Annotated in this window: 14 protein-coding genes and 1 pseudogene; 8 read left to right on the forward strand and 7 right to left on the reverse strand. The window is 69.4% G+C overall.

The annotated features are described in order from the left end of the window. Positions 1-279: 279 nt before the first annotated feature. Both pglW and pglX read left to right on the forward strand, forming a co-directional pair. Positions 280-4,977, forward strand: coding sequence for a BREX system serine/threonine kinase PglW (pglW, locus tag ACIG0D_RS04175; RefSeq protein ID WP_399796115.1), 4,698 nt, complete (start codon positions 280-282; stop codon positions 4,975-4,977). Continuing rightward, the gene (gene pglX / locus ACIG0D_RS04180) at positions 4,974-8,588 is read left to right on the forward strand and encodes a BREX-2 system adenine-specific DNA-methyltransferase PglX (protein WP_399796116.1); all 3,615 of its coding nucleotides are present in this window, start codon (positions 4,974-4,976) and stop codon (positions 8,586-8,588) included. Before pglW ends, pglX begins: the two co-directional genes overlap by 4 nt. Here the strand turns inward: pglX and ACIG0D_RS04185 are convergent. Beyond that, positions 8,515-9,048, reverse strand: coding sequence for an ATP-binding protein (locus ACIG0D_RS04185; protein WP_399796355.1), 534 nt, complete (start codon positions 9,046-9,048; stop codon positions 8,515-8,517). The genes pglX and ACIG0D_RS04185 overlap by 74 nt on opposite strands. Before the next feature lie 204 nt (positions 9,049-9,252). On the opposite strand from ACIG0D_RS04185, the pseudogene ACIG0D_RS04190 reads away from it, so the two are divergent. Beyond that, positions 9,253-10,082, forward strand: a pseudogene (locus tag ACIG0D_RS04190) (helix-turn-helix domain-containing protein). Beyond that, positions 10,079-10,282 (forward strand): DUF397 domain-containing protein, encoded by a 204-nt coding sequence (locus ACIG0D_RS04195; protein WP_399796118.1) that lies wholly within the window; start codon positions 10,079-10,081, stop codon positions 10,280-10,282. Before ACIG0D_RS04190 ends, ACIG0D_RS04195 begins: the two are co-directional and overlap by 4 nt. Before the next feature lie 210 nt (positions 10,283-10,492). Here the strand turns inward: ACIG0D_RS04195 and ACIG0D_RS04200 are convergent, their stop codons facing one another. From ACIG0D_RS04200 to ACIG0D_RS04210, 3 genes are all read right to left on the reverse strand, one after another. Further along, positions 10,493-11,221, reverse strand: coding sequence for a hypothetical protein (locus tag ACIG0D_RS04200; RefSeq protein ID WP_399796120.1), 729 nt, complete (start codon positions 11,219-11,221; stop codon positions 10,493-10,495). Positions 11,222-11,430: 209 nt separating this feature from the next. Beyond that, entirely contained in the window at positions 11,431-11,688 is a 258-nt protein-coding gene (locus tag ACIG0D_RS04205; protein ID WP_055511941.1) for a Txe/YoeB family addiction module toxin, read from the reverse strand. Then, a complete protein-coding gene (locus ACIG0D_RS04210; RefSeq protein WP_399796122.1) occupies positions 11,685-11,957 on the reverse strand; it encodes a type II toxin-antitoxin system Phd/YefM family antitoxin in 273 nt (90 codons plus the stop codon). Before ACIG0D_RS04210 ends, ACIG0D_RS04205 begins: the two co-directional genes overlap by 4 nt. 343 nt (positions 11,958-12,300) lie before the next feature. Here ACIG0D_RS04210 and ACIG0D_RS04215 point away from each other — a divergent pair, with 343 nt between their 5' ends. Continuing rightward, on the forward strand, positions 12,301-16,191 hold the full coding sequence (locus tag ACIG0D_RS04215) for a phage resistance protein (RefSeq protein ID WP_399796124.1): 3,891 nt from the start codon (positions 12,301-12,303) through the stop codon (positions 16,189-16,191). Beyond that, entirely contained in the window at positions 16,188-19,106 is a 2,919-nt protein-coding gene (pglZ, locus tag ACIG0D_RS04220; protein WP_399796126.1) for a BREX-2 system phosphatase PglZ, read from the forward strand. Before ACIG0D_RS04215 ends, pglZ begins: the two co-directional genes overlap by 4 nt. 44 nt (positions 19,107-19,150) lie before the next feature. Here pglZ and ACIG0D_RS04225 read toward each other — a convergent pair whose 3' ends face one another. The 3 genes from ACIG0D_RS04225 to ACIG0D_RS04235 form a co-directional block, all read right to left on the reverse strand. Beyond that, positions 19,151-19,366 carry a hypothetical protein gene (locus ACIG0D_RS04225; RefSeq protein ID WP_399796128.1) on the reverse strand — a complete coding sequence of 72 codons (216 nt, stop codon included), beginning with the start codon at positions 19,364-19,366 and terminating at the stop codon, positions 19,151-19,153. A gap of 283 nt (positions 19,367-19,649) precedes the next feature. Continuing rightward, on the reverse strand, positions 19,650-20,702 hold the full coding sequence (locus tag ACIG0D_RS04230; RefSeq protein ID WP_399796130.1) for a CBS domain-containing protein: 1,053 nt from the start codon (positions 20,700-20,702) through the stop codon (positions 19,650-19,652). Beyond that, positions 20,699-22,516, reverse strand: a complete 1,818-nt coding sequence (locus tag ACIG0D_RS04235; RefSeq protein WP_399796132.1) for a DUF262 domain-containing protein — start codon at positions 22,514-22,516, stop codon at positions 20,699-20,701. Before ACIG0D_RS04235 ends, ACIG0D_RS04230 begins: the two co-directional genes overlap by 4 nt. A gap of 179 nt (positions 22,517-22,695) precedes the next feature. On the opposite strand from ACIG0D_RS04235, the gene brxD reads away from it, so the two are divergent. Both brxD and ACIG0D_RS04245 read left to right on the forward strand, forming a co-directional pair. Continuing rightward, positions 22,696-24,045, forward strand: coding sequence for a BREX system ATP-binding protein BrxD (gene brxD, locus ACIG0D_RS04240; RefSeq protein WP_399796133.1), 1,350 nt, complete (start codon positions 22,696-22,698; stop codon positions 24,043-24,045). Beyond that, a complete protein-coding gene (locus ACIG0D_RS04245; protein ID WP_399796135.1) occupies positions 24,045-26,249 on the forward strand; it encodes a DEAD/DEAH box helicase in 2,205 nt (734 codons plus the stop codon). The genes brxD and ACIG0D_RS04245 overlap by 1 nt, the downstream gene beginning before the upstream one ends. The last annotated feature ends 31 nt before the right edge of the window (positions 26,250-26,280 follow it).

The following is a 26,280-nucleotide window of genomic DNA, read 5'->3' on the forward strand; positions in this document are numbered from 1 at the left end:
GAGGAAGGACGGCTCCTGGTCTTTGAGAGAAGGGCGGGGCAGCGTTTCGCGGCCTCCTCCCGTGCGGGGTGATTTAATCCGATACAGAGCTGTTTGGCGGTTGTGTGCGTCCTGGTGTGCTGCGTACAGAGCGCCCGATTCCTGTCATGTGGGTGGTATGTCCCATAGCCTCCTTCTCCATCACCCCTTCTCATGTCACAGGCAGGGACTAGGATCTGCACCCTGGGCTGACCATGGGGAACGGCGATCCTGGCGGGACACGAGGAGCGGGGAACAGGCATGCGGGAAGGCCGGTGGGTCACGGTCACCGAGTCCGAGTTCGATCACGAACGCCGCGGCCTGGAGGCGATCCGGGAAAAGCTGCCGGACTCCGACCCATGGCGCGCTTGGTCCAACTTCACCTTCACCGCGAACACCGGCCACGTCCGCGAGGTCGACCTGCTCGTCGTCGCCCCCGGCGGCCTCTGCATGATCGAGCTGAAGGACTGGCACGGCTCGGTCACCTCCGAGAACGGCACCTGGGTGCAGACCACGCCCGGTGGCCACCGCCGTACGCACGGCAACCCGCTGCACCTGGTCAACCGCAAGGCCAAGGAACTGGCCGGCCTGCTCGCGCAGACCGGCGCCAAGCGGGTCTGGGTCGCCGAGGCCGTCTGCTTCACCGACAACAGCCTCCGCGTACGGCTGCCCGCCCACGACCAGAACGGCGTGTACACCGTCACGGAGCTGGTCGAGATGCTCAAGCAGCCCCCGCGCGACGAGCGGCGCCGCATCACCGCCATCGGCTCGCGCGAGATCGCGGCGGCGCTGAAGAGCATCGGCATCCGCAAGAGCGACGCGCAGTACAAGGTCGGCCCGTACGAGCTGGAGCGGAAGTCCTTCGACTCCGGGCCCACCTGGGCGGACTACCTGGCCCGCCACAGCGACCTGCCCGAGGCCGCCCGCGTCCGCATCTACCTCAGCGAGCGCGGCTCGGACGCTTCGCTGAGGCAGTCCGTCGAGAACGCCGCCCGGCGCGAGGCCGCGGTGCTGGGCCGGTTCAAGCACCCGGGCGTCGTCCAGCTCAAGCAGTACTTTCCCTCGGGCCACGCAGCCGGCCCCGCGCTGATCTTCGACTACCACCCGGACACGCTGAAGCTGGACGAGTACCTGGTCCAGTACGGCGAGAAGCTGGACATCCTCGGCCGGATGGCGCTGGTCCGCCAGCTCGCCGAGACGATGCGCTCCGCGCACGCCAGCCGCATCCACCACCGCGCGCTCGCAGCCCGCTCCGTGCATGTCGTCCCCAGGCCGCGCGGCCGCAAGGGCCGGGCCGTCGGGGAGGAGGCCGCCTGGCTCACCCCGCAGCTTCAGATCTCCGACTGGCAGATCGCCACCCAGCGCAGCGGCGACTCCTCCCAGGGCCAGGGCATGACCCGGTTCGCGCCGACCGCGCTGTCCGCCATGCACCTGGCCGACGACGCCGACGCCTACCTCGCCCCCGAACTCACCGCCCTCAACCCCGACCCGGTCTACCTCGACGTGTACGGGCTCGGCGTCCTCACCTACCTGCTGGTCACCGGCAAGGCCCCGGCCGCCAGCCAGGCCGAGCTGCTGGCCCGCCTGGAGGCGGGCGAGGGCCTGCGCCCCAGCTCCCTGGTGGACGGGCTGTCGGAGGACGTGGACGACCTGGTGCAGGCCGCCACCGCCTACCGGCCCGGCCAGCGCCTGTCCAGCGTGGACGAGTTCCTGGAGCTGCTGGAGGTGGTCGAGGACTCCCTGACCGCCCCGGCCGCGGCGGCCACCGCTACGGAGGGGACCGGCGAGGAGGACGGAACTTCCGCCGACAAGGACCCGCTGGAGGCCGTCGCTGGTGACGTGCTGGCCGGACGGTGGGAGATCCGCCGCCGCCTCGGCACCGGCTCCACCAGCCGCGCCTTCCTCGTCCGCGACCTGGAGCACGAGGCCCGCAAGACCCGGCCCCTGGCCGTGCTGAAGGTCGCCCTCTCCGACAGCCGAGGCGAGATCCTGGCCCGCGAGGCCGAGGCCATGGGCCGCCTGCGCCCCCACTCCGGCATCATCCGCCTCGTCGAGCCCGAGCCGTTGCACATCGGCGGCCGTACGGTCCTGGTGTTGGAGTACGTCGGTGACGAGCGCGACGACAGCGGCCAGAACGGCCAGGGCGCCGAGGGGGGGAGCCGCCCGCGTCGCCGAGAGGAGACTGTCGCCCGCCAGCTCCGTGAGAACGGCCGCCTCCAGGTCGACCAGCTCGAGGCGTACGGCGACTACCTCTTCGGCGCCGTCGACTTCCTCGAGGGCGAGGGCGTCTGGCACCGCGACATCAAGCCGGACAACATCGCCATCCGCATCCGCCCCAACCGCACCCGCGAGCTCGTCCTCATCGACTTCTCGCTCGCCGGCTACCCGGCGAAGAACACGGACGCCGGAACCGAGGGCTACCTCGACCCCTTCATCGACGTCATCACGCGCGGCTCGTACGACTCGCACGCCGAGCGGTACGCCGTCGCCGTCACCCTGCACCAGATGGCCTCCGGCGAGCTGCCCAAGTGGGGTGACGGCAGCGTCCTGCCCCGCATGACCGACCCGAAGGAGTGGCCGTACCCGACCATCGCGGCCGAGGCCTTCGACCCGGCCGTACGGGACGGCCTTGTCGCCTTCTTCCAGAAGGCCCTGCACCGGGATGCCAGCAAGCGGTTCCCCGAGCTCAAGCCGATGCGGGACGCGTGGCGCAAGGTCTTCCTCGACGCGTCGCAGACCGTCCCGTCGAGCCACCGCAGCCGCCACCCGGCCCCCGCGACCACGGCAGAGGGGACGCCCGCACAGGGCGCCGCCGCGGGGATCGCGGACGCCGAGCCGGAGACCGCCGAGCAGCAGCGCGACCGGCTCGCCGCCGAGGTCACCCGGGACACCCCGCTGACCGTGTCCGGCCTTACGCCGGCCGCCCAGTCGTTCCTGTACGGCCTGGGCATCGCGACGGTCGGCGAACTCCTCGACTACAGCCGCCGCAAGCTGGTCAACGCTCCCGGGCTCGGTGCCAAGACACGCAACGAGGTCCAGCAGCGGCAGCGCGAGTGGGGCGAGCGGCTGCGTGAGATCCCCGTCTCGCCGCTGACGCCGAAGGGGCGTGCGGAGGCCAAGGAGGAGCTGGAGCAGCTCACGGCCGCTGAGTCGGCTCTGGTCGGCAAGCTTGCGGCGGGCGAGTCGGCGGGCGCGCTGCCGCCCCGTACGCTGCGCTCGGTCAGCCTCGACACCCTCGCCACCGTCTTCGTTCCCGCCGTCAACAACAACGGCTCCAACCGCAACAAGGCCGAGATGGTACGGCTGTTGCTGCGCCTGCCGGACGAGCACGGCGTGCTCCCCGACATCGGGGTCTGGCCGAAGCAGAAGGACGTCGCGGACGCGCTCGGCCTGAGCCACGGCCGTATCCCGCAGATGCTCAAGGAGGAGCGCAAGCGCTGGAAGGCGGAGCCCGCCGTCCAGGCGCTGCGCGAGGAGATCATCGACCTGCTGGTGAGCATGGGGCGCGTCGCTTCGGCGGTGGAGATAGCCGACGCGCTCGCTGTGCGGAGAGGAACGCATCTCGCCGGGCGTGAGCAGCGGCGTGCGATGGCGCTGGCGGCTGTACGGGCTGTGGTCGAGGTCGAGCAACTGGTGCCGCAGGAGGCCGAGTTCCAGCACCAGGCGAACCGCAAGGCGACGGACGAGTCGTTGGGCGCGGGCCTGCTCGCCCTCGACGTGCGCGAGAACGACGCCCCGGACACCCCGACCGCGCCCGGCCTGCTGGACTACGCGACCCGCCTGGGCCGTACGGCCGACCGGCTCGCCAAGCTGGACACCCTGCCGACGGCCGCGACTGTGCTGGCGGAGCTGGGCGCCCTGACGGTGCCGCCGGGCGCGGTCGACTGGGACGAGCGGCGCATGGTGGAGCTGGCTGCTGCGGCGTCGGTGAACGCCGCCGCCACCCCGCGCCTGGAGATCTATCCACGTGACCTGTCGCTGGTACGGGCGTTGCGCCTCACGCAGGCCGGCTTGGTGCGCTGGATCCCGGGGGTACCGGAGGGCCGGCAGCCCGGCCTGACCGGCGAGGACGTGCACGAGCGGGTGCGTGCTCGCTTCCCCGAGCTGGTCGTCCCGGACGGGCGGGGTGGCGCCACCCACGAACTGCCGACGGGCGGCCCGCTGACCAAGGCACTGCGCGACGCCGGCTTCGAGCTGTCGCTCAGCACCCGCGAGGACACGGGCACGCTGCGCTACCTGCCGACGCGGGTCGACGACGCGTCCAGCTACCTCACGACGGGCGCGTGGCGGCAGTCCACGCGTGCGGGTGCGGTGACACGGTACGCGGACGATCCGCAGCTCGCGGGCGCGGTGCGCGCGGAGGAACGGCTGCTCGCGTCGGCCCGCCGGGACGGATACCGGGTGCTGACCGTACGGCAGCAGCTGGTGCGGGACGCGGTGCGGGAACTGGGCGCCGAGCGGCTGGGCGCGGAAGCGGTGTCGGTAACCGAGCTGTTCCTGGAGGCCCTGCACGCGCAGGTGACGCCGGGCACCAAGCCCACGTGGGAGACGTTGCTCAAGGCCGACGCTGCCGAGCCGGGGTCGAAGGGTGCGGTGCGGTTCGCGGAGTACGCGCGGACGGCGTGGGGCGCGGTGGAGCCCCGGATCGTGGAGCTGCTGGGTGACGGTGGCGGCGCCGGGCCTGTGCTGCTGACGGAGGCCGGGGTGTTCGCGCGGTACGACGCGATGGGCGTCCTGGACCGGCTGGCGTCGGCGGCCCGGCGGGGCGGGCGGGGGCTGTGGCTCCTGGTTCCGCAGGCCGACCCCTCGCGCGAGCCCCGGCTCGGGCAGGTGGCCGTGCCGTACCAGGCCGGCCTGGGGGAGTGGATCCAGCTTCCGGACACGTGGGTGGGCAACGCCCATCGTGGGTCCGGCGAGGTTGTGGCTAGTGCCAGTGGTGTCGAGGGAGACGCGAAGTGATCGACCGCAAGGCTCTGTTGAACGACCTGAAGCAGCAGGTCAAGGCGGTCGAGGCCGACCTCGGGCGACAGGTTAAGGCGCTCGGGGAGGTCGGTGCGCGGCTCAGGTCCGAGTACGACCAGGCGCGCAAGCTCGGCCGTACGGCGGCGACGTGGAACTCGTGGCTGGACGAGCGAGTCACGCAGGTCGCGGTGGCGTGGGTGCTGGGCACCGTGTTCGTGCGGTTCTGCGAGGACAACCGCCTGATCCCGGAGCCGTACCTGACGGGGCCGGACGGTGACCGGCGGGAGCTGGCGGAGGCTCGGTACGACGCGTATGTGGAGTCGGACGAGGATCCGACGTACCGGGGGTGGCTGGAGAAGGCGTTCGACGAGCTGGGGCAGGGGCAGGCGGGACGGCTCCTTTTTGACAAGCGCCACAACCCGCTGTACCAGATTCCGCTTTCGCACGACGGTGCGCGGGAGCTGGTCGAGTTCTGGCGGGGGAGGGACGAGGCGGGCGTCCTCGTCCACGACTTCACGGACCCGCTGAACGAGGACGGCACGGAGGGGTGGGACACGCGGTTCCTGGGGGACCTGTACCAGGACCTGAGCGAGGCCGCGCGGAAGACGTATGCGCTGCTTCAGACGCCGGAGTTTGTTGAGGAGTTCATCCTCGACCGGACGATGAACCCGGCGGTGCGAGAGTTCGGGTACGAGGAACTGAAGATGATCGACCCTACGTGTGGGTCGGGGCACTTTGTGTTGGGGGCATTTCGGAGGCTGGTGCGGCTGTGGGCTGAGGGCCAGCCGGGGAAGGACGTCCACGAGCGGGTGCGGGCTGCGCTGGACTCGGTGCACGGGGTGGACATCAACCCGTTCGCGGTGGCTATTGCGCGGTTCCGGTTGCTGGTTGCGGCGATGGCGGCGAGTGGTGTGCGGACGCTGACAGAGGCTGTGCTGTTTGAGTGGCCTATCCACTTGGCGGTGGGGGACTCACTCATTAAAGCCCGGCAGCTAGGACTTTTCGACGACCTTCATGGCGAGGACGAACTAGCGGAGTTTGTGTACTCGACGGAGGACCTCCATGAGCACCCTGGGATCTTGCAGCAAGGGCGCTACCACGTAGTGGTCGGCAATCCGCCGTACATCACGGTCAAAGACAAAAACCTGAATGCCCTTTATAGGGAGCTTTACAAGACTTGCGCTGGCAAGTACGCGTTGTCGGTTCCCTTTGCCCAGCGGTTCTTCGAGCTTGCCAGGCTGGGAGATCCCCAAGGGCGCGGCTATGGAATGGTTGCGCAGATTACTGCCAATTCTTTCATGAAGCGGGAGTTCGGCGCCAAACTGATCGAAACTTACTTCCGGCATGAAGTAGAGCTTACAGAAGTGATCGATACCTCGGGAGCGTTCATTCCGGGGCACGGCACACCCACAGTGATCCTGATTGGCAACAGGCGCGGCGGCGTGATGAGGTCGGGCGCCATCCGCACTGTGCGTAGTGTGCAGGGGGAGCCAGCTGTGCCGGATGAGCCAGAGCAAGGCCACGTCTGGCGGGCCATCGTTCGGCAGATTGACCAGCCGGGAACGGTGAGTAAGTGGGTATCGGTGGACGACCTTGACCGTGAGCGTTACTTTGGTAGGCAGCCGTGGATCCTTACCGATGGTGGCCTCGAGCTAGTCGAGCAGATCGACATGTCCAAAGCGCGCCGTTTGCGTCAGGATTTGGCGCTGGATGTCGGGTTCGGTGGTATTACCGCCGAGGATGACGCATTCTTCTTCCCCAGTGCGTCATCCGCCCGACGTCGTAGCGTTGAGCAGGTCATTCCCATGGTGACCGGGGATGCGATTCGTGACTTCGTCGTCGAACCGCAAATTGCCACTATTTGGCCGTATGATGTCCAGCTTCGTGCGCTCGACCCGGCTGATATTCCTGGCACAATGCGAGCCTTGTGGCCTAGTCGCCGAGTATTGCAGCGCCGTAAGCGTTTCGGTAAATACATTGAAAGCTTGCCCGGCGTTACATGGTACGAATACGGTGAGCTATATCGAGATAAGCTGCGGACGACACTCTCGATCTGTTTTGGCTTTGTTTCGACGGTAAATCATTTTGCGCTCGATCGAGGAGGGAAGATTTTTAAGCAGTCTGCTCCTCTCGTGAAGCTTGCGCCTGATGCTGGGGAGGAGGAATATTGCCGCCTTCTCGGGCTATTGAATAGCTCTACTGCTGCTTTCTGGCTTAAGATGATGAGCCATAGTAAGGGGACTGAAGGACATCAATCCGGCATTAAAATTGAGTTGTGGGAGCAGTTCTACGAATTCACGGGAAGTAAACTGCATAATTTTCCTCTCCCTGCTAGCTATCCTGCTGCGCTCGCTACGGCGCTCGACAGTCTGGCCCAGCAGCTCAGTGCGAGTAGACCCTTCGGTGTAGCCGATGCTGATGCCACGCCTACGAGCGCCGAGCTCCGTGAGGCACGCAAGAAGTGGGAGTTCACTCGCGTCCGAATGATCGCCCTTCAAGAGGAGCTCGACTGGCAGGTCTACTCCCTTTACAACCTCCACTCCGAAGACCTCCGTGTCTCCGAGGACCCCGACGATCCCAACATCCCCGAACTTGCCCTCGGCGAGCGCGCTTTTGAAATCGTCCTGGCCCGCCGCGTCGCCGCAGGCGAGGCCAGCGACGAGTGGTTCAAGCGGCACGGCTCCACCCCCATCACGGAGATCCCCGCCCACTGGCCCGCCCCTTACCGCGAAATCGTTCAGAAGCGGATCGACGCCATCGAGTCGAACCGTGCCATCGGTATGCTTGAGCGACCCGAGTACAAGCGCCGTTGGGCCACTGAGGGTTGGGACGCCCTTCAGGAGAAGGCCCTGCGCTCCTGGCTGCTCGACCGGATGGAGAACCGGGACCACTGGTTCGACGAGAACGGTCAGCCCACGATCCTCACCCTGGCCCGCCTCACCGATGCCCTCTCACGCGACGAGGACTTCGTCTCCGTCGCCAAGCTCTACGCGCCCCGCAAGGAACTGGCGAAGGTCGTCGCAGAGTTGATCACTGACGAGCACGTGCCGTTCCTCTCCTCCCTGCGCTACAAGCCCTCCGGCCTCAAGAAGCGCGCGGACTGGGAAGAGGTGTGGGACCTCCAGCGCAAGGAGGACGCCGCGCCCGACGAGCAGGCCAAGCGGAAGATCCGGGACTCCATCCCCGTACCGCCGAAGTACACCTCGGCCGATTTCCTCCGCCCCTCCTACTGGAGGGCGCGCGGCAAGCTCGACGTGCCCAAGGAGCGGTTCATCTCCTACGGGCAGACCAACGCCGCCACCCCCGAGCTGTACGGGTGGGCCGGCTGGGACCACCGGGAACAGGCGCAGGCCCTCGCCACCTACTTCACCAACACCGCGCTGTCCACCGAGGAGATCACGCCGTTCCTCGCCGGCCTGCTGGAACTGCAGCCGTGGCTGTACCAGTGGCACAACGAGTTCGACATTCTCTACAGCGGCTCGCCGGCGGACTTCTTCGCCGGTTACCGCCAGCAGATGCAGGGCGAGCACGGACTCACCGACGACGACCTCCGCAACTGGCGTCCCCCGGCCGCAACCCGAGGCCGTCGGGCCGCAGTGAAGAAGTAGCCGGAAACGACTCGGTGTCGCGCCCATACGCCGATGCTGGTGCGCGCAGCTCGGCCCAGACGGTCTTGCCGGGGGCGGCCGGGCGTGGGGTGACGCCCCAGTCGTCCGCGAGGGCGGCGACGAGGAGCAGCCCCCGGCCGGACTCGGATGCGGAGTCGGGGGCCGGGAGAGTAGAGGGGGGCCACTTCTCGGTGCGGGTGTCGGTCACCTCGATGCGGAAGGTGCTCTCGGTCAGGGTGAGTTGGAGATGAAAGTCCCGGCCTGGCACGTGGCCGTGGCGGACGGCGTTGGCGGTGAGTTCGGCCGTGATGAGGGTCAGCGTCTCGTTGGTCGGGGTCGTGTAGGGGTGGCCCCAGTCGTTCAGGCGGTGCGAGACGAGTCGGCGGGCGAGGCGGGCACCGCGTGGCGTTGAGGTGAAGCGCATGGTGAACTCGCGTTCGGGTGCGCGGTGCTGTGGCATATGCCCGTTCGGGGGAGTTGCTGACTTCATGCGGTCAACGGTCGCGGACTCTGCGTAGCGTTGAACAGGAGTGATGCGCTGACGGGTGCGGGCTGTACACGTCGGCGGTGCGCTTGTACGAGGTGTCGGGCGTGACCGGCTTCCGGGCCGTGCGTTGGGCGGCGGGGCGGGTGACCGTGATGGTCGTACGGGAGGAGCTGCGGCGTGGACGACGAGGTTCAGCAGCCGGAGTACGAGGTCGGGACGGGCATGCTGTGCGTCTTCGGGCGACAGTTGAAGTTGTTCCGGGAGCGAGCGGGGATGGACCGGGCGAAGCTCGGTTCGCTGACCGGGTACTCGGCCTCGACGATCGCGTCGTTCGAGCAGGGGAGACGCATCCCGCCGCCGAAGTTCATCGATCGCGCCGATGAAGTGCTGGGCGCGGGTGGGGTGTTGAGCGCGAGCAAGGAGGAGGTGGCTCGGGCTCAGTATCCGGCGTTCTTCCGGGACGCGGCGCGGTTGGAGGCGGAGGCCGTCGAACTGCATGTGTACGCGAACCAGGCGGTGCCCGGACTCCTGCAGACGGAGGAGTATGCGCGGGCCATCTTCATGATGATGCGGCCACCCATGGATGACGAACTGATCGAACAGCGAGTGGGCGCACGCCTGGCCCGGCAGGGGATCTTGCCCAGCCGTGATGCCCCGCTCGCCAGCTTTGTCATCGATGAGGCCGTGCTGAGGCGTCCCATTGGAGGCCGAGGCGTCCTGCGTGGCCAGCTTGAGCACCTCCTCCTGATGGGAGAGCGGCGGAACATCGAGATCCAGGTGATGCCGCTCGACCGTGAGGAGAACGCTGGCATGGCTGGTCCCTTCACCTTGATCGAGACGAAGGAAGGACGGAGGATCGCGTACGCCGAGGTACAGAACGTGAGCCGCCTGCAGACGGAGCGGGAACCGTCCGTGCGCTGGAGGCCAAGTACGGAATCATCCGGGCCCAGGCCCTGACCCCTCGTGAATCATTGGCGTATGTAGAGAAGCTACTGGGAGAGCCATGAACGCGCACGTACATCAGCCGCCCATAGATCAGTTGGAATGGCGCAGGAGCAGCTACAGCAGCGAGGAAGGCGGCGAATGCGTCGAGGTCGCCGCCCGCCCCGACAGGGTCCACGTCCGTGACTCGAAGGACACAACCCGTCCCGCACTGGCCGTAGAACCCCCGGCCTGGACGGCGTTCATCGAGTTCGCGGCACTCTGACAGCGGCTGAGCCCTCGGTGGGCAAGACGGACCCGCCTCTGCACCGCGCCCGGACGGATAGGCCGGCTTCATCCGTGCCCTGATCGGCGGGCGGCTCCGCGCGCGGTCCCGTCACCCGTCGGCGCCCCGCTCCAACCCCGGAGCGGGGCGCCGAACGCGGCCGTAGAACCCTCGGGGCGAGTCGGAGCCCGCCCGTCAGCGCACCGACGATCAGTACTGCTCGCCCTCGGGCAGCGGCATGTCGTGCGCCGGCCCCTGCCATGACGTCGGGGCCGGGCCGAACGCGCGGCGAGCGGCCCTCACCGCCAGAGTGGCGAGGGCGGCGTTGGCGCCACCACCGATCACGGCGCCGATACCGAACGGTGCCACTCGGCCGAGCACGATGATTCCCTGCTTGGTCCCGTACTTCGTGATGAAGTTCTTCCCCAGGATCTTGTTGATCTGGCGCAGTGTCTCGACCGGCACCTTGGCGACGACCTGGCGTCCCCAGTGTTGACCCGTGCGCTCGGCGACCTTGGTGATGGTGGCGGAGCCGCTCCCGCCGAGCATGACTCCCATCACGATCGTCCGACGGCGCTCGACCTCGTCGATGGGGACTGCGTGGACCTCGGCGACCGAAAGCGCGAAGAGGGCACTCAGCTCAAGCGACGAGAGAGTCTCGCCCGCCGACAGCGCCAGTGCGAGGCCCGTGCCGACGCCGGGCGCCGCTGCGGTTCCTCCCACCGCGGCACCCGTCCCGGTCAGGGCGCTGACGTACATCCGCTCCAGATTGCGGATCACCTGTGCCGGTGTCGCTTCGGGGTTCCGCTGGCGGGCTCGGGCGATGTTCTTGCGTACCAGTGGGGTCTGGAGGTCGATCGCCTTGTCCAGGAGGTCGAGGACTCGCTGCCCACGTACTGCTGCTTCCTGATCCGGTGTGTCGTGGGCATCTGTGGTCATGCCTCGGACTCCCCCCGAGTCGTCACGTATCGGCTGAAGGTGTCACTCAACCAGCCCGGCGGCTCTCGCGCCTGCCGAACCAGGCAAGTCGAGGGGGCGGCCGACACCGCGGAAGCCGCTGCCTCCGCGACGCACCGAGCGCGTCGCGCGCGCCGCAGTCGCCCAGCGCAATGCGGGGCGGGGATTCGGCGCGGGGGCGAGCGGTGGCCTCAGTAGTGGTAGCGGGCCTTGAGGATCTTGACTTCCTTCTCGTCCACCCGGTAGACGAGCCGGTGCTCGTCGTCGATCCGGCGTGACCAGTAGCCGGACAGGTCGCCCTTCAGGGGCTCCGGCTTGCCGATGCCGGTGAAGGGGGTGCGCTGAATCTCGGCGATCAGGCGTGTGATCCTGCGGGCCATGGCACGGTCCGAGCCGAGCCAGAACAGGAAGTCCTCCCAGCCGGCCGGGTCGAAGTGGACGCTTCTCACCCGTCACCCGCCAGCTCTTCCAGCTCTGCCATGCTCTTGGTGACCACGGCCTCGCCGGCCCTGTCGCGCGCGACGGCTTCCATGAGGGTGCGCGCGTTGGCGGGGGAGCGCAGCAGGTAAACGGTCTCCTGCCAGGAGTCGTAGTCCTCAGCGGACATCAGAACAGCGTCGCCGCTCTTGGAACTGATACGCACGGGGGTGTGGTCGTCATTGACGCGCTTGATGAGCGGGAAGAGATCCCTGCGGGCCTCGCTGGCACTTATGGTCATCTGCGGCACCCCTCTCTTGGTGGTACTGGAAAATGGTACGGCATTGGTACGACTTTGTCGTACCAGTCGCGGAGCGGGATGTCGCTGACGGTCCTGATCTGTTTCCGGTGGGCTGTGGGGACAACGTCGCCGGTTGATCGATCGGTATGAAGGCGGGTATACAGCGCAAGGGGGAGCAAGCGCCTGCCCGGCGGCCGGACGCTCCCGCGCGGGTGGGCAGCGGCCCGCCGTCGCTGTGGTCGGTCGGCTTCGCTGTCGTCGGCCGGCCGAACCGGCAGCGGACATCCCGCACGACCAAGGACGAGCGGTGGCGGAGGCCACCAGATGGAGAGCGTGACCTGTAATGGCCCAGCAGCCGCCCCTGCTCCGCGATGTCATCGACATCAAGGAGTCCATCTCCACCTCGGACTTCGTGCTGTCCCTTGCCGAGGCGACGACCCCCGAGGGCGCCGAGCACGCGCTCAAGGACTACGTCGTCACCGAGCGGCTGCTGGACAACTTCGACGAGGCCCTGGCCCTGATCAAGTCCGCGCTGGACGGGCACCGCTCCAAGGCGGCCTACCTCCACGGCTCGTTCGGTTCCGGTAAGTCGCACTTCATGGCCGTGCTGTACGCGCTCCTCAGCGGCCACCCGACAGCACGCGCCCGTACCGAGTTCGATCCGGTACTGACCAAGCACGAGTGGCTCACCACGGACGGCAAGAAGTTCCTGCTCGTGCCGTACCACATGCTCGGTGCGAAGGCCCTCGAACAGCGCGTGCTCGGCGGGTACGTGCACCACGTCAAGAAGCTGCACCCGGACGCCCCGACCCCGCAGGTCTACCGGACCGACTCCCTCTTCGCCGACATCCGCGCCATGCGCGCCAACATGGGCGACGAGGCCGTCATCCGGGGGCTCGGCACCGGCGTGGACGACGATGACGAGGACGAGTGGGGCGAGGGCTTCACCTGGACCCCGCAACTCCTCGACACCGCGCTGGCAGCCGAGGAGAACCACGAGGCGGGCACCCCGCTCAACCTCCGCAACCCCTCCACCCCGGCCGAGCTGCGCGCCAAGCTGGTCAACGACGCCAGCACCAATCTCCTCCCCGGCTTCGCCAAGAACGCCGCCGAGGACGAGCACGGCTTCATCTCCCTGGACGCCGGTCTGTCCGTCATCGCCGAGCACGCCAAGTCGCTCGGCTACGACGGGCTCATCCTGTTCATGGACGAGCTGATCCTCTGGCTCGCCACCCTCATCCACGACCAGAAGTTCGTGGCCCGCGAGGCCAGCAAGATCACGAACTTCGTGGAGGGCGGTGACGCCCGCCGTGCCATCCCCGTCGTGTCGTTCATCGCCCGCCAGCGCGACCTGCGCGAGCTGGTCGGCGAGGAGGTGTCCGGCGCGGCCGAGTCGTCCATCCAGGACACGCTGAACCTGGCCTCCGGGCGGTTCGACAAGATCACCCTGGAGGACCGCAACCTCCCGCAGATCGCCCACGCCCGCCTCCTCAAGCCCAAGGACGCCGAGGCGGAACGGCTCGTCGACGCGGCCTTCGAGCAGACCAAGCGGGTCGGCTCCCAGGTCTGGGACACCCTCCTCGGCTCCGAGAAGGGCACCACCGGCGCCGACGCCGAGTCGTTCCGGCTGACGTACCCCTTCTCGCCGGCGTTCATGGACACCCTCGTCCACATCTCGTCCGCGCTGCAGCGCTCCCGTACCGGTCTGAAGCTGATGGGCCAGCTCCTCGCCGACCACCGCAACGAGATCCGCCTCGGGCAGCTCATCCCCGTCGGCGACCTCTACCCGGTGATCGCGGAGGGCGGCGACAAGCCGTTCACCGACAGCCTGAAGGTCGTCTTCGAGGCCGCAGACAAGCTGTACAAGACCAAGCTGCGGCCGTACCTGCTCAGCTCGTACGACATCACCGAGGACGATGTCGAGCAGTACCTCAACCGGCCGGACGCCATCACCGACCCCCAGCGCGCCAACCGCTGCCGCATGTTCGTCGGCGACAACCGGCTCGTCTGCACGCTGCTGCTGTCCGCGCTCGCACCCAGCGTGCCCGCCCTGTCCGAGCTGACCATCCGGCGGCTCGGCGCGCTCAACCACGGGTCGGTTCTCGCGCCCATCCCGGGGGCCGAGGTCGGCATCATCAAGAACAAGGTCGCCGAGTGGGCGGCCCGGTTCCCCGAGATCAAGGAGACCGGCACCGACGCCAACCCCGGCGTACGGCTGGAGCTGTCCGGCGTCGACGTGGACTCCGTCATCGCCAACGCCCAGGTCAACGACAACCCCGGAAACCGCGTCGCGCTCGCCCGCCGTTTGCTCTCCGAGGAACTGGGCGTGGAGCACGGCCAGTTGAGCGACCAGCTCAGCTTCACCTGGCGTGGTACCGCCCGCACCGCCGAGATCGTCTTCGGGAACGTCGCCGACGAGGACGAGCTGCCCGACCACGACCTGATGCCGCAGGAGGAGGGGCGTTGGCGGATCGCCATAGACCTTCCGTTCGACGAGGGTGAGTGGGGGCCCGTCGAGGACGTCAACCGCATCCGGCGGTTGCGTGAGCGGCAGCAGGGTGAGCGGTCCCGCACCGTCGCATGGCTGCCCGCCCATCTGTCCGCGCAGCGCTTCGCCGACTTCCGGCGCCTCGTCGTCATCGACAAGGCCCTCGCCGACGAGCACCGTTTCGACACCCAGTACGCCGGCCACCTCAACGCCGACAACCGCAGCCGCGCCAAGGGGCTGCTGGAAACCCAGCGCGAGGCGCTGCTCAAGCAGGTCAAGGGTGCCTTCAAGCAGGCGTACGGGCTCGCCCAGAAGCAGGCCGCCGACGTCGTGCCCGACTTCGACGACCACCTCGTCGCGCTGCCCGACGTGGACGGCCTCACCCTGTCCTTCGGGCAGAGCCTGCACGACGGCATCCGGCACATCGCGGGCAAGCTGCTCGCCCACCAGTACCCGGCGCATCCCGACCTGGATCCCGACGGCACCGGATCCGCGGTCAAGCCAGCCGACACCAAGAAGGTGTTCACCCACGTCCGGGCCGCCGCCGAGGCGCGCGACGGGCGGGTGGAAGTCCCGGCCGCCGACCGCAAGCTCATGCAGCGGATCGCCGGGCCGCTGCGTCTCGGGCAGCAGAAGGAGGCGTACTTCGAGCTGTCCCGCTACTGGGCCGACCACTTCCGCCAGCTCGCCAGTGCCCAGGGTGTCACCGGGGATCTGTCCCTGATCACCCTGACCGACTGGACCGACAAGCCCGAGCCGCGCGGCCTGCCCGACTTCCTCGCCCGGCTGGTCGTCGCCGCCTTCGCCGAGACGGACGACCGGGTGTGGGTGCGCGGCGGCACCGTACTCGACCCCGCGCCCGAACTGTCCGCGATCAAGGACCACGACGCCCTGCGCAGCCAGCCGCTGCCCGCCGAGTCCGACTGGGACACCGCACGGCAGCGCTTCGAGACGATCTTCGGGCAGAAGGCGCCCGCCCTGCGGCGCGGACGCATGGTCAACCAGTTCGCCCGCCAGATCATCGACGCGGCCCGCGCCCAGCGGGACCACGCGGCCGACCTGGTGCACCAGCTGGAGGCCCACGCCTCCTTCCTCGGCCTCGACCAGACCGCCGACACCGGACGGCTCGCCCTCGCCCGCCGCTCCCTGCAACTGCTGGACGCGCTCACGGCGGAGGCCGGCAAGGGCGCGGCCGGGGCGAAGAAGACCGTGGAGGCCCTCGCCTCCTTCGACCTGGGCGAAACCAGCGCCGACCGGTACGGCACCTCCATCAAGCAGGCCCGCAGCGTCGCGGAGGCCGTCGCCTCCGCGCCCTGGAGCACCCTCGAACTCGCCGCCGGACTCGGCCCCGAGGGTGAGGCGCTGCTCGACTCGCTGCGCAACGTGGCCCGCGACGACCAGCGCACCGCGGATCTGCGGGACGCCCTGACCCGCACCCAGCGCGAGGTCGTCGCCCTGGTGAAGCGCAGCCAGGCCGCCGCGACTCCGCCGCCCGCTCCCGTCGCACCTCAGCCCACGGCGGGCGACCTGTCCCTGGACACGCCGACCAGCGACCCGCGCATCCCCTACACCCCGCAGGAGACACCCACTCCGGCCTCCTCCGCGGGCAGCGGCACCGCGCGGACGTCCGGTGGCCGCCGTACGACCGCGGCACGGGCCGCCGCCGACCTGCAGGCGGAGCTGGCCGAACTGGCCACCCGCCACCCCGAGGCGACCATCGAGATCACCTGGAAGGTCGTCGAATGACGGACACCGTCGCTGTCACCCCGGGCGCCGTCCGGCTGAACACCGCGACCGTCACCCAGTACCTGTCCTCGCAGTTCTCCCTCGCCCCTTCCCTGACCAGGGACGGCGGGGGCAGGCGCCGGGTCGTGCTGCTGCGGTCAGCGCCCCAGTGGGACGGCCCCGCGGAACCCGTCTGGGCGGAGGGGCGGACGGCCGGTGTCGCGGTGGCGCCCTCACCGCTCGCCGTCCACGAACTCGTCCTCGACCACCTGGCGGGCCGCCGCCCCGGCCCCGCCGTGCTGGTCGTCCTCACCGACCGCGAGCAGCACGAACTCGACCCGGCGATCCTCGCCCGCGTCCACAAACTGCGCATCGATACGGTCGACAGCTGGGACGTCGTACGGGAGGCGTTCGGCGCCCGGCAGATCGACCCGCGCCTCAAGGACGTCAACTGGGCCGCCGAAGCCCTCCTCGACGCCACCCCGCCCGGCGGCTGGCCGCCCGTGCCCGGCGGTTGGCTGTCCCGCCAGTACGCCCTCACCGCGCTCGCCCAGCGCCGTTTGCGCCTTGGCCGCTACGACACCGAGGGCGGTACGCGACGCCCCGGCGACGACCGGCTCGACGCCCAGACCCTGCTGCACTGGTCGACCCGCCCTGGCGCTCCGGAGCGTCTCCTCGGGCTGCGCGGCCCGGAGCGCGCCGGGCTGACCGCCTTCCTCGGCGAGGAGGACCAGGCCGGCCTCGCAGGTCGGGCCCTGCTCGCCCTCGTCGACGCCGAACGCGGCGCGGACGCCGCCGCCTTCGGACTTGTGTGTGCGGCACTGTGGCAGCACGCCGAGCCCGCCCCCGAGACGTACCAGGCTCGGGGGCGCGCCGAACGCTACTTCGGCGAGCAGCCCCCGGCGGTCGGTGAACAGCTCGACGCCCTGGTGGCCGTCTTCGGACGGGCCGCCGAGGAGTACGTGACGACGCTGCTCGCGGCCGGACACCGCAGCGGCGGCGACGCGGATCAGGCCCGCGAGGCACGCCGGACCTCCGGCACCGTGCTCGACCGGGCGGCCGCGCTGGCACGCCAGTTCGGCGCGGAGCAGGCCGTCGCGGCGAGCCCCGTCCTGCGTGGCGGACTCGAGGCCCGGTTCACGGCTGTCGGACGGGCGCTCGCGGCGGGCGACAGCGCCATGGTGGCGGAAGCCGTCCGGCGCCTGGAGGACCACCGTCTCGCCGCCGAGCCGGAGGAGTCCGCCCGTATCGAACGCGCCCGCATGGGGCAGCGCCTCGCTCGCTGGCTGCTGACCGAGCCGCCTGCCGAGAGCCCTACGGTGGCCGACGCCATACAACGGCACGTCACCGAGACCGGCTGGGTCGACCTCGCCCTGGAACACATCGAGGCCGGCGGCGACCCGGACCCCGTCCTCAAGGCCGCCTACGACACCCTCGGCACACGCGTCCGGGACCGGCGGCGGCAGATCGACGCCTTCTTCGCGCGCTCTCTGGCCGCCTGGACACAGGCCGGCACCCAGCCCGGCAGCATGCTCACCGTCGAGACCTTCCTCGACCGCGTCGTCGGCCCGGTCGTGCGACGCGGCGAGGAACGGCGGGTGCTGCTGCTCGTGCTCGACGGCATGAGCGCGGCCATAGCGAACGAACTCGGCGAGGAACTGCGCGCCTCCTGGGCGGAGTTCGACCCGCTGCCCGAGGACGCTCCGCAGCGTCGGGCGATGGCCGCCGCACTGCCCACCCTGACGGCCGTGTCCCGGACCTCATTGTTCGCGGGCACGCTGATGAAAGGCACCCAGGCCGACGAGAAGCGGCTCTTCCCCATGCTGAAGCTGTGGGGTGGCGCCCCGGCGGCCGTCTTCCACAAGGACGACCTGCGCACCGAGACCGCGGGCGACACCTTCGGCCCGGCCCTCACGGAAGCGCTCACCGACGGCCGGACGCATGTCGCCGTCGTCCTCAACGCCATCGACGACCGCCTCGCCAAGGAACAGAAGCTCGGCGACGGGGCCTGGCGGGTCGACGACATCCCCGGCCTGCGTGACCTGCTGCGCGTGGCGGCGGCCCAGGGCATGGCCGTCATCCTCACCAGCGACCACGGCCACGTCGTCGACCGGCACGGTACGAAGGTCGACACCGCCACCGAGCCCGCGTCCGCCCGGCACCGCCTGCCCGGCGACGGGCCGCTCGCCGACCGGGAGATCGCCCTCTCCGGGCCGCGCGTGGTGTGGCCCGAGCCCGGCGCGTCCATCGTGGCACTGTGGGACGCCGACTCCCGCTACACCGCCCTCAAGGCCGGCTACCACGGCGGGGCCTCCCTTGCCGAGTTCACCATCCCGGTGCTCGCCTTCCTGCCGTTCGGGGCGGAACCGCCGAAGGGGTGGCGGGAGTTGGGGGACCAGCGGCCGGTCTGGTGGGCTCCGGAGGAGGTCGGGAGGGCGCCGCTGCCGAGTGAGCGCACCGCTCAGCTGGTGGTTGGGGCGACCCCTTCTGTGCCGAAGAAACCGACGGGGAAGTCCCAGAAGAAGCAGGCGGAACTCGCGCGCACGCACGAGGCGCTCTTCGACGTGGGGCTGACCACCGGGGGAGACGACGCCCTTCTCACCCCGACCCTCGTCTCCCGGACCGAGGCGCTCGTGACAGCGCTGCTCGACTCGGAGACGTACCAGGGACAGCTCGGCGGTCTGGCCCGCAAGCCTCAGCAGGAGCAGGTCCACAAGGCCCTCGCCGCCTTGTTGGAAGCGGGAGGCACCTTGCCCGTGACCGCGCTCGCCCAACGCGCCGGCATGCCCGTCACCCGAGGCGACGGCTTCGCCGCCGTCCTGCGGCAACTGCTCAACTACGACGGTGTACAGGTCTTGGAAACTCTGCCGGACGGCCGCACCCTACGGCTCCACGAGGCGCTGCTGCGCGAGCAGTTCGGCCTCGCAGCGGGCTGACAGACAGGGGGCGGTCTGCCGGAAGCAGACCGCCCCTGAAAGCGCTACACGTCGCGCTTCACGTGGTTGAGCACGTTCATCCCCGCGCTGAGGACGGCGATGAACGCGCCACCACTACTCGTGAGAGTCGCCAACGGGCTGACATCGAACGCCATCGTCGTGACGGCAGTGCCGAGAGAGACCACACCGGAGACGAGAGCGACGATGGTGATGTCGCGCGCCGGGTGGTGGCACGCCTGATGGGTCGAGTTGGTCGACACCGTTCCTCCATTGACTTGTCGGCTCGCTTGCGGGAAGAGGGCGCGACTCACCGAGATGAGCAGCCCTTCCCAGCGATGCGCATACGAGCTCTACGGAGCCCGCAACCAGCCGGTTGCTGATTGGTATGCGCGTGAAGAGCGAGTCAATGAGCCCTCCGGAGAAAGGTAGGCATCGGACCTACGATGCCTATCACTTCATCAACTGCCCTGACAACCGAAAAAGTTGGGTTGGCTGGCTGGATGTCGTCGCTGCAGTGACCGCCGGTCCGCGCTGGCGTCAGTCTCACGACGCGAACGCCCGCAGCACCTTCGCGAAGGTGGTCAGCTCGTCGATCATCTCCTGCGGAAGCGGCTTCTCGTCGAAGTGGGCGATCCGGTTGCGGATGTCCTTCACCCGCTTCAGCAGACCGACGAACTGCTCCCGCGGCATGTTGGGCCACTTCAGCGCTTCCCAGTTGCGGTCGGCCCGTTCGGCGAGGGACGGCTTCGTCTGGTTGCCGTCCAGGAGTCTCAGGTAGTCGCCGAACATCAGGTCCGACACCTGACCGGTGCGGTGCTCCGGCTTCCTGTTCGTCTGGACCGCCTTGATGGCCTCAGTGTCCAGTGCCGCGCCCAGGCAGCGACGCAGCAGCGACTCGATCTCGCCCACGATGAAGAAGGGACGCGCTGCCCCCTCGAAGCGTTCCGTGACGTCCGCGGCGGTGACGATGCCCGACAGGCAGCCGTCGTCGCCGCGAACGAGCAGGTAGCCGTGCTCGCGGATGACCGGGAGGGCGGTGAAGAACTCCTGGCGAGCGTCGGCGACGGGCAGCGAGTCCTTCTCCATCGCGTTGTCCAGCGTGGCCGGCTTCCCCGCCTCGTACATCTTGGCCACGGACCCCCAGGTGACGACCCCGTGGACCTGCGCCATACCGGTGGTCACCGGCACCTGGGAGAGCCCCTTCGTACGCATGAGGAAAGTGGTCTGGGACAGGGGCGTGCCGGGACCCACGGACACCACGCCGCGCCGCGCCGACGGAATGTCGCCGAGCAGCAGCCGCTGCGGCAGGGCGTGCGAAGGCAGCGCCTCCTCCGCCGCGTCGGCCTCGTCGTCCACGTCGGCGGGCGTGCCCTGCGCGGAAACGGACGTCAGCGACACGACGTCGACGTTGCTGCGCAGACCGCAGACGGCGAAGTCCGGCAGCGTGGTCAGCCCGGCGTCCGTCAGCGCCTGCGAGATGAGGTGCACCGTCCGGTGGTCACGGACCCTGACCTGGAACAGGTCGAGGATCTCCTGCACTGACACGGTCCTGCCCTTGAGCGAGGCGACGTCCCGCTCGTCCGGCCTGGTCGTCATCGGGCGTCGTCCTCCGGCAGGTCACGGAGCATCGTCTTCTTGCCCATGGCGGAGTGCACAAGGTCCTGCAACTGCTTGGAGCGGTCGCGGTAGAAGCGCTCGTAGTCGTTCTCGCGCAACGCGTCCGGATCGATCAGGTGGGTGGACAGGACGTCGTCGAACCACTCGGGACGCATGTCGGACGCGGCGATCATCGTGGACAGGTACGACGACGGCGCCCCCGTCATGTCCATCGCGGCACGGTAGGACAAGGGAGTCTTGTTCACGATCGAACTCGTGGGCAGACCGTTGCTGTTGCCCCGCCGGAACCACGTCTTGGGGAAGATCTGCCGGACGTCGACCCCGTACTCGTCCAGCCGGCCGGGACTGAGTGGGGCGCCCGTGTAGTGCCAGTCGACCGCCCCCTGCTTGATCAGCAGGGCGTAGATGCCCTTGTAGGCGGCGCTGTTGCGGGTGGTGAGGGTGTCGAGACGGTCGGCGAAGAAGAAGGCCTCCGTGACCGTTTCGGGCGCCTTCTCATCCTGCACGATCCAGGGGACGAGCTGCTCGACGTCCCGGGTGAAGCGCGTCTCCGTGGAACCGCCGTACATCTCACCGAGCACCCCGCACCAGTACCACTGCTCGATCTTCTCCTCCGCCCCCAGACCGTCCATCGCCGTCTCGAGGATGGCGCGGACGGCCGCGAGCGGGACCAGCTGCGTCTTGTACGGCAGGTCCGCCGGGCGGACGATGCACTGCCGCTCCAGGAAGTCGCCCACCCACGCGAAGGCGTCGGCGAGCTTGGGCGCCAGGCGGACGAAGTCGGCCAGGGGGAGGTCCAGCAGGTCGCGGCGCTTGCAGGACACCGTGGCCCCGAGGCCCGCCTGCTTGCGCTCCCAGGTGCGCACCAGCGCGATGGCCTGCAGGAAGTCGATGCTGCTCAGCCCGTTCTCAAGACCGCTCTCCAGACGGCCGAAGACCGGGTACTTGCTCGCCAGTCCCTGCTTGATCTCCCGCCAGACCTCGGGAAGCTGGTAGTAGTCCCCGGTCCGCTCGACGTGGTCGCGGTCCCCGGCGTAGGTCGCGGTGAGCAGTTCGAAGACGTTCAGGGGTACGCCGCCCGTGTTGACCCGCTCGAACACCGCGCAGACGGCGTCCATGGAGGTGGAGGCGGCCAGCCGGATCATCGGGACCTGGAAGGCGCGGACCTGCTGGAGGACCGCCTCGTCGAACTGGCCCCACAGGTCCCAGTTCCGGTCCTCGTCCGCCTTGATGTACGCCTTCTTCCACTCGTTCACGCGCTGGGCGTCGAAGACGAAGTGCAGAGGGAAGAGGCCGGCCGTGCACTCGGCCTCGGTGGTGCTCAGGTCCAGCACCACGGTGCGGTTGAAGTCCGTCCGGAGCACCTTGTCGGCAGGGACGGACACGATGGCCTCGTCGCGGTCGGCGGACGGGCCTACGGCCTTGGCGATGTCGACGTAGTACCACCGCTGGATGGGCTTGCCCCGGGCGTCCGCGGTCTCCACCGGGGCGTCCAGCCACAGGGCCTGGAAGAGGGACGTGAGGCGCTGCTGCCCGTCGAGCAGCAGGAGATCGGGCTCCGGATCGCCGTCCGGCCGCGCGCCGGTGAGGGTCCGGGAGCGGAACCGGGTGGCGCCGCCGGTCTGCAACGTCATCACCACACCGAGCGGGTAGTCCAGTGTCACCGTCGCGATGATCGCCCGGATCCGGTCGTCGTCCCACTTCCAGTTCCGCTGGAAGTCGGGCAGTTGTAAGGAGCCCGAGGCGACATCCGCCAGAACATCCTTGAGCTTCACGTTGTCGAGGGCCGCCATGTGACTCCAAACTCACCCTGTTTGCTATACGCAGAGTGATTCCAGCAGCGCTTTGCTGTAACCGTCAACCGATTCGCAGAAGTAGGGCGACGCGGCCGGGACAGCACGTGGTCGATGAAGCAGCCCGGAACGCACCGGTCCCGTACAGCGGTGCTCCGGGAAATGGAAGACTGGTTTCTGTGAGCACCACCGGATCCCAGCGCCCCGCCCAGGTCAGCGCCGCCCGCCGCCGTACAGTCATCGACGCGCTGCGGCGCGGCGCCGTGCCCGAGAGCGGACTCGATCTGCTGGCCACCGGACTCGGCCGGTTCGAAGCGGCCCTCGACGCGGAGCTGGACGCCGTCGCGTCCGGTGGGTCCGTGTTCAAGGCCGTGCGGGGTGAGTACGGGTCCGGCAAGACGTTCTTCACCCGCTGGCTGGGGGAGCGGGCCAAGCGCCGCAACTTCGCCGTGGCCGAGATCCAGATCTCGGAGAACGAGACACCGCTGCACAAGCTGGAGACGGTCTACCGGCGGCTCACCGAACGTCTCACCACCTCCAGTTTCCCGCCCAGCGCCCTGCGGCCCGTGGTCGACGCCTGGTTCTACGCCCTGGAAGAGGACGCCCTCGCGGCCGGCGCGACCGAGGACGAGCTGCCGGGTGAGGTGGAGAAGCTGCTCGTCGCGCGGCTCGCCGAGGTATCCCGGCACGCCCCGTCCTTCGCCTCCGCCCTGCGCGGCTACCGGGCCGCCCTGGCGGACGGCGACGAGGCGACCGCCTCGGCCGTCCTGGCGTGGCTCGGCGGCCAGCCGCACGTCGCGGCCTCCGCCCGCAGGGCCGCCGGGGTGCGCGGCGACCTCGACCACTTCGGAGCCCTCGGCTTCCTGCAGGGCCTCCTCACCGTGCTGCGCGACTCCGGGCACACCGGGCTCTTCGTCGTGCTCGACGAGGTGGAGACGCTGCAGCGGGTCCGGTCGGACGCCCGTGACAAGGCGCTCAACGCACTGCGGCAGCTCATCGACGAGGTGCACTCCGGCCGCTTCCCCGGCCTGTACCTGGTCATTACCGGCACGCCCGCCTTCTACGACGGTCAGCAGGGTGTGCAGCGTCTCGCACCGCTCGCCCAGCGGCTCGCCACCGACTTCACCACCGACCCGCGCTTCGACAACCCCCGCGCCGTGCAGATCAGGTTGCCCGGCTTCGATCAGGAGTCTCTCGTCGGGCTCGGCGTCACCATCCGGGACCTGTACGCGGGGGCCGCCGCGTCGCCCGAGCGCGTGCGGACGGTCGTCGACGATGCCTACGTCGCGGACCTCGCTCGGGCCGTCGGCGGGGCGTTGGGCGGGAAGGTCGGGGTGGCTCCCCGCCTGTTCCTGAAGAAGCTCGTGGGGGATGTGCTCGACCGCGTCGACCAGTTCGACGACTTCGACCCCCGGCAGCACTACCGGCTGACCGTCGCGAGCAGCGAACTCACCGACGTGGAGCGGAACCTGGCCGCCACGGTCTCCGGCGGCTCTGCCTCGGCCGACGACATCGACCTGGAGCTGTGATGGCGGCGGAGGCGGGGAGCCCGGCCGGTACGGGCCCGGGTGAGGACGGGGCCGACGTACTCGACCGGCTCGACCCTGTCGTCCTGCACCACATCGTCAACACCCTTGGCTGGCCCGACCTGCGCCCCCTCCAGCGGGCGGCGATCACGCCGCTCATGGACGGGCAGGACGCCGTGCTGCTGGCGCCGACAGCGGGCGGCAAGACCGAGGCGGCCTGCTTCCCGCTGCTGTCGGCCATGGCCGAGCAGGGGTGGACCGGTACCTCGGTGCTGTACCTGTGCCCGCTCAAGGCACTTCTCAACAACCTGGTCGGCCGCGTCGACGCTTACGCCCAGTGGCTGGGGCGGCGCGCGGCGCTCTGGCACGGCGACACCAAGGAGTCGCAGCGGCAGCGCATCCGTACCGAGGCGCCGGACATTCTGCTCACGACCCCCGAGTCCCTCGAAGCGATGCTCATCGGCGTCAAGACCGACCACGCTCGCCTGCTCGGCGGTGTGCGGGCCGTCGTCGTCGACGAGGTGCACGCCTTCGCGGGTGACGACCGGGGATGGCACCTGCTCGCCGTGCTCGAACGGCTGGAGAGGGTCACCGGGCGGCCCATCCAGCGCATCGGGCTCTCGGCGACCGTCGGTAACCCGGCTCAGCTGCTGCACTGGCTGCAAGGCGCGGGTGCCGAAAGCCGTGCCGGACAGGTCGTCGCCCCGGGAGTGCAGTTGCCGCCCGCTTCAGACGGAGCCGGACACCCCGACAGGGCCCCTGCCGCCCGACTCCGCAGGCCCGCGGGAGAGGTGGAACTCGACTACGTCGGCTCCCTCGACAATGCCGCCAAACTCATCGGCGCCCTGCACCGGGGAGAGAAACGGCTCGTCTTCTGCGACTCCCGCCGCCAGGTCGAGGAGCTGGGCGCCGCACTGCGGGCACGCGAGGTGACCGTCTTCCTGTCCCACGCCTCCCTCTCCGTCGACGAACGCACCCGCTCCGAGCAGGCCTTCGCCGAGGCACGTGACTGCGTCATCGTCTCCACCTCCACGCTCGAACTCGGCATCGACGTCGGCGACCTTGACCGCGTGATCCAGATCGACTCACCGGCTTCCGTCGCCTCGTTCCTGCAGCGCATCGGCCGCACCGGCCGACGTCCCGGCAGCGTACGCAACTGCCTGTTCCTCACCACCCGCAAGGAGACGCTGCTGCAGGCGGCGGGCCTGCTGCTGCTGTGGTCGCGGGGCTGGGTGGAGCCGGTCGTGCCCCCGCCCGAGCCGCGCCACCTCGTGGCCCAGCAACTGCTCGCCGTCACCCTGCAACAGCACAAGCTCGGGGACCAGTTGTGGGACCGGCAGTGGAACGGACTCGCCCCCTTCGACCGGTCCGCCGCGCCGATCCTGCGCTTCCTCACCGACGAGGGGTTCCTCGACACCGACGGCGGCATGCTGTTCGTCGGCCCCGAGGCGGAACGCCGTTTCGGCAAGCGGCACTTCATCGAACTTACCGCGTCCTTCACCGCGCCACCGCAGTTCACCGTGCTGTCCGGGCGCACGGAGATCGGCCGCACCGACCCGAGCGTGCTCACCGAAGAACGGCCCGGCCCCCGGCGGTTGCTGCTCGGCGGACGCAGCTGGCAGGTCACCTACATCGACTGGCTGCGCAAACGTGTCTTCGTCGAGCCCGCCGACGGCGGCGGCATCGCCAAGTGGATGAACGGCGGCGTCGCCGGACTGTCGTACGCCCTGACACGTGCCATGCGCGAGGTGCTGCTGGGTACCGACCCGCCTGTCTCCCTCACCCGGCGTGCGGAGGCGTGCCTGGCCGAGCAGCGCGAGACCGATGCACCCGGCACCGTGCACCCCGGCGGCACGCTGATCACGCGCGTCGGCTCCGACGCCCGCTGGTGGACCTGGGCCGGTTACCGCGCCAACGCCACCCTGGCGGCCACCCTCCAGTCGGTGACCGACCCCCTGCAACGGCCCACCGACGGCTGGTTGCGCCTGCGCGAGAACCTCACTCCGGCGGACTGGCGTGCGGCCCGTGAGAACGTCGGTGAAAATCTCGTCCTGCCTGACGTGGACCGTCGGGCCGTACGCGGCCTCAAGTTCTCCGCCGCCCTGCCGGAACGCCTCGCCGTGGCGACGGTGGCGGCCCGCTTGGCCGACTTCGAGAGCGCCCGCTCGGTGCTCCGTGAGTCGGTGCGCTTTCAGCACGACGGCTGAATCGGAAAAGCCGCCAAGGCCGCGGCAGACG

It is taken from the genome of Streptomyces sp. NPDC052773 (assembly GCF_044547145.1).
Lineage (GTDB): Bacteria > Actinomycetota > Actinomycetes > Streptomycetales > Streptomycetaceae > Streptomyces.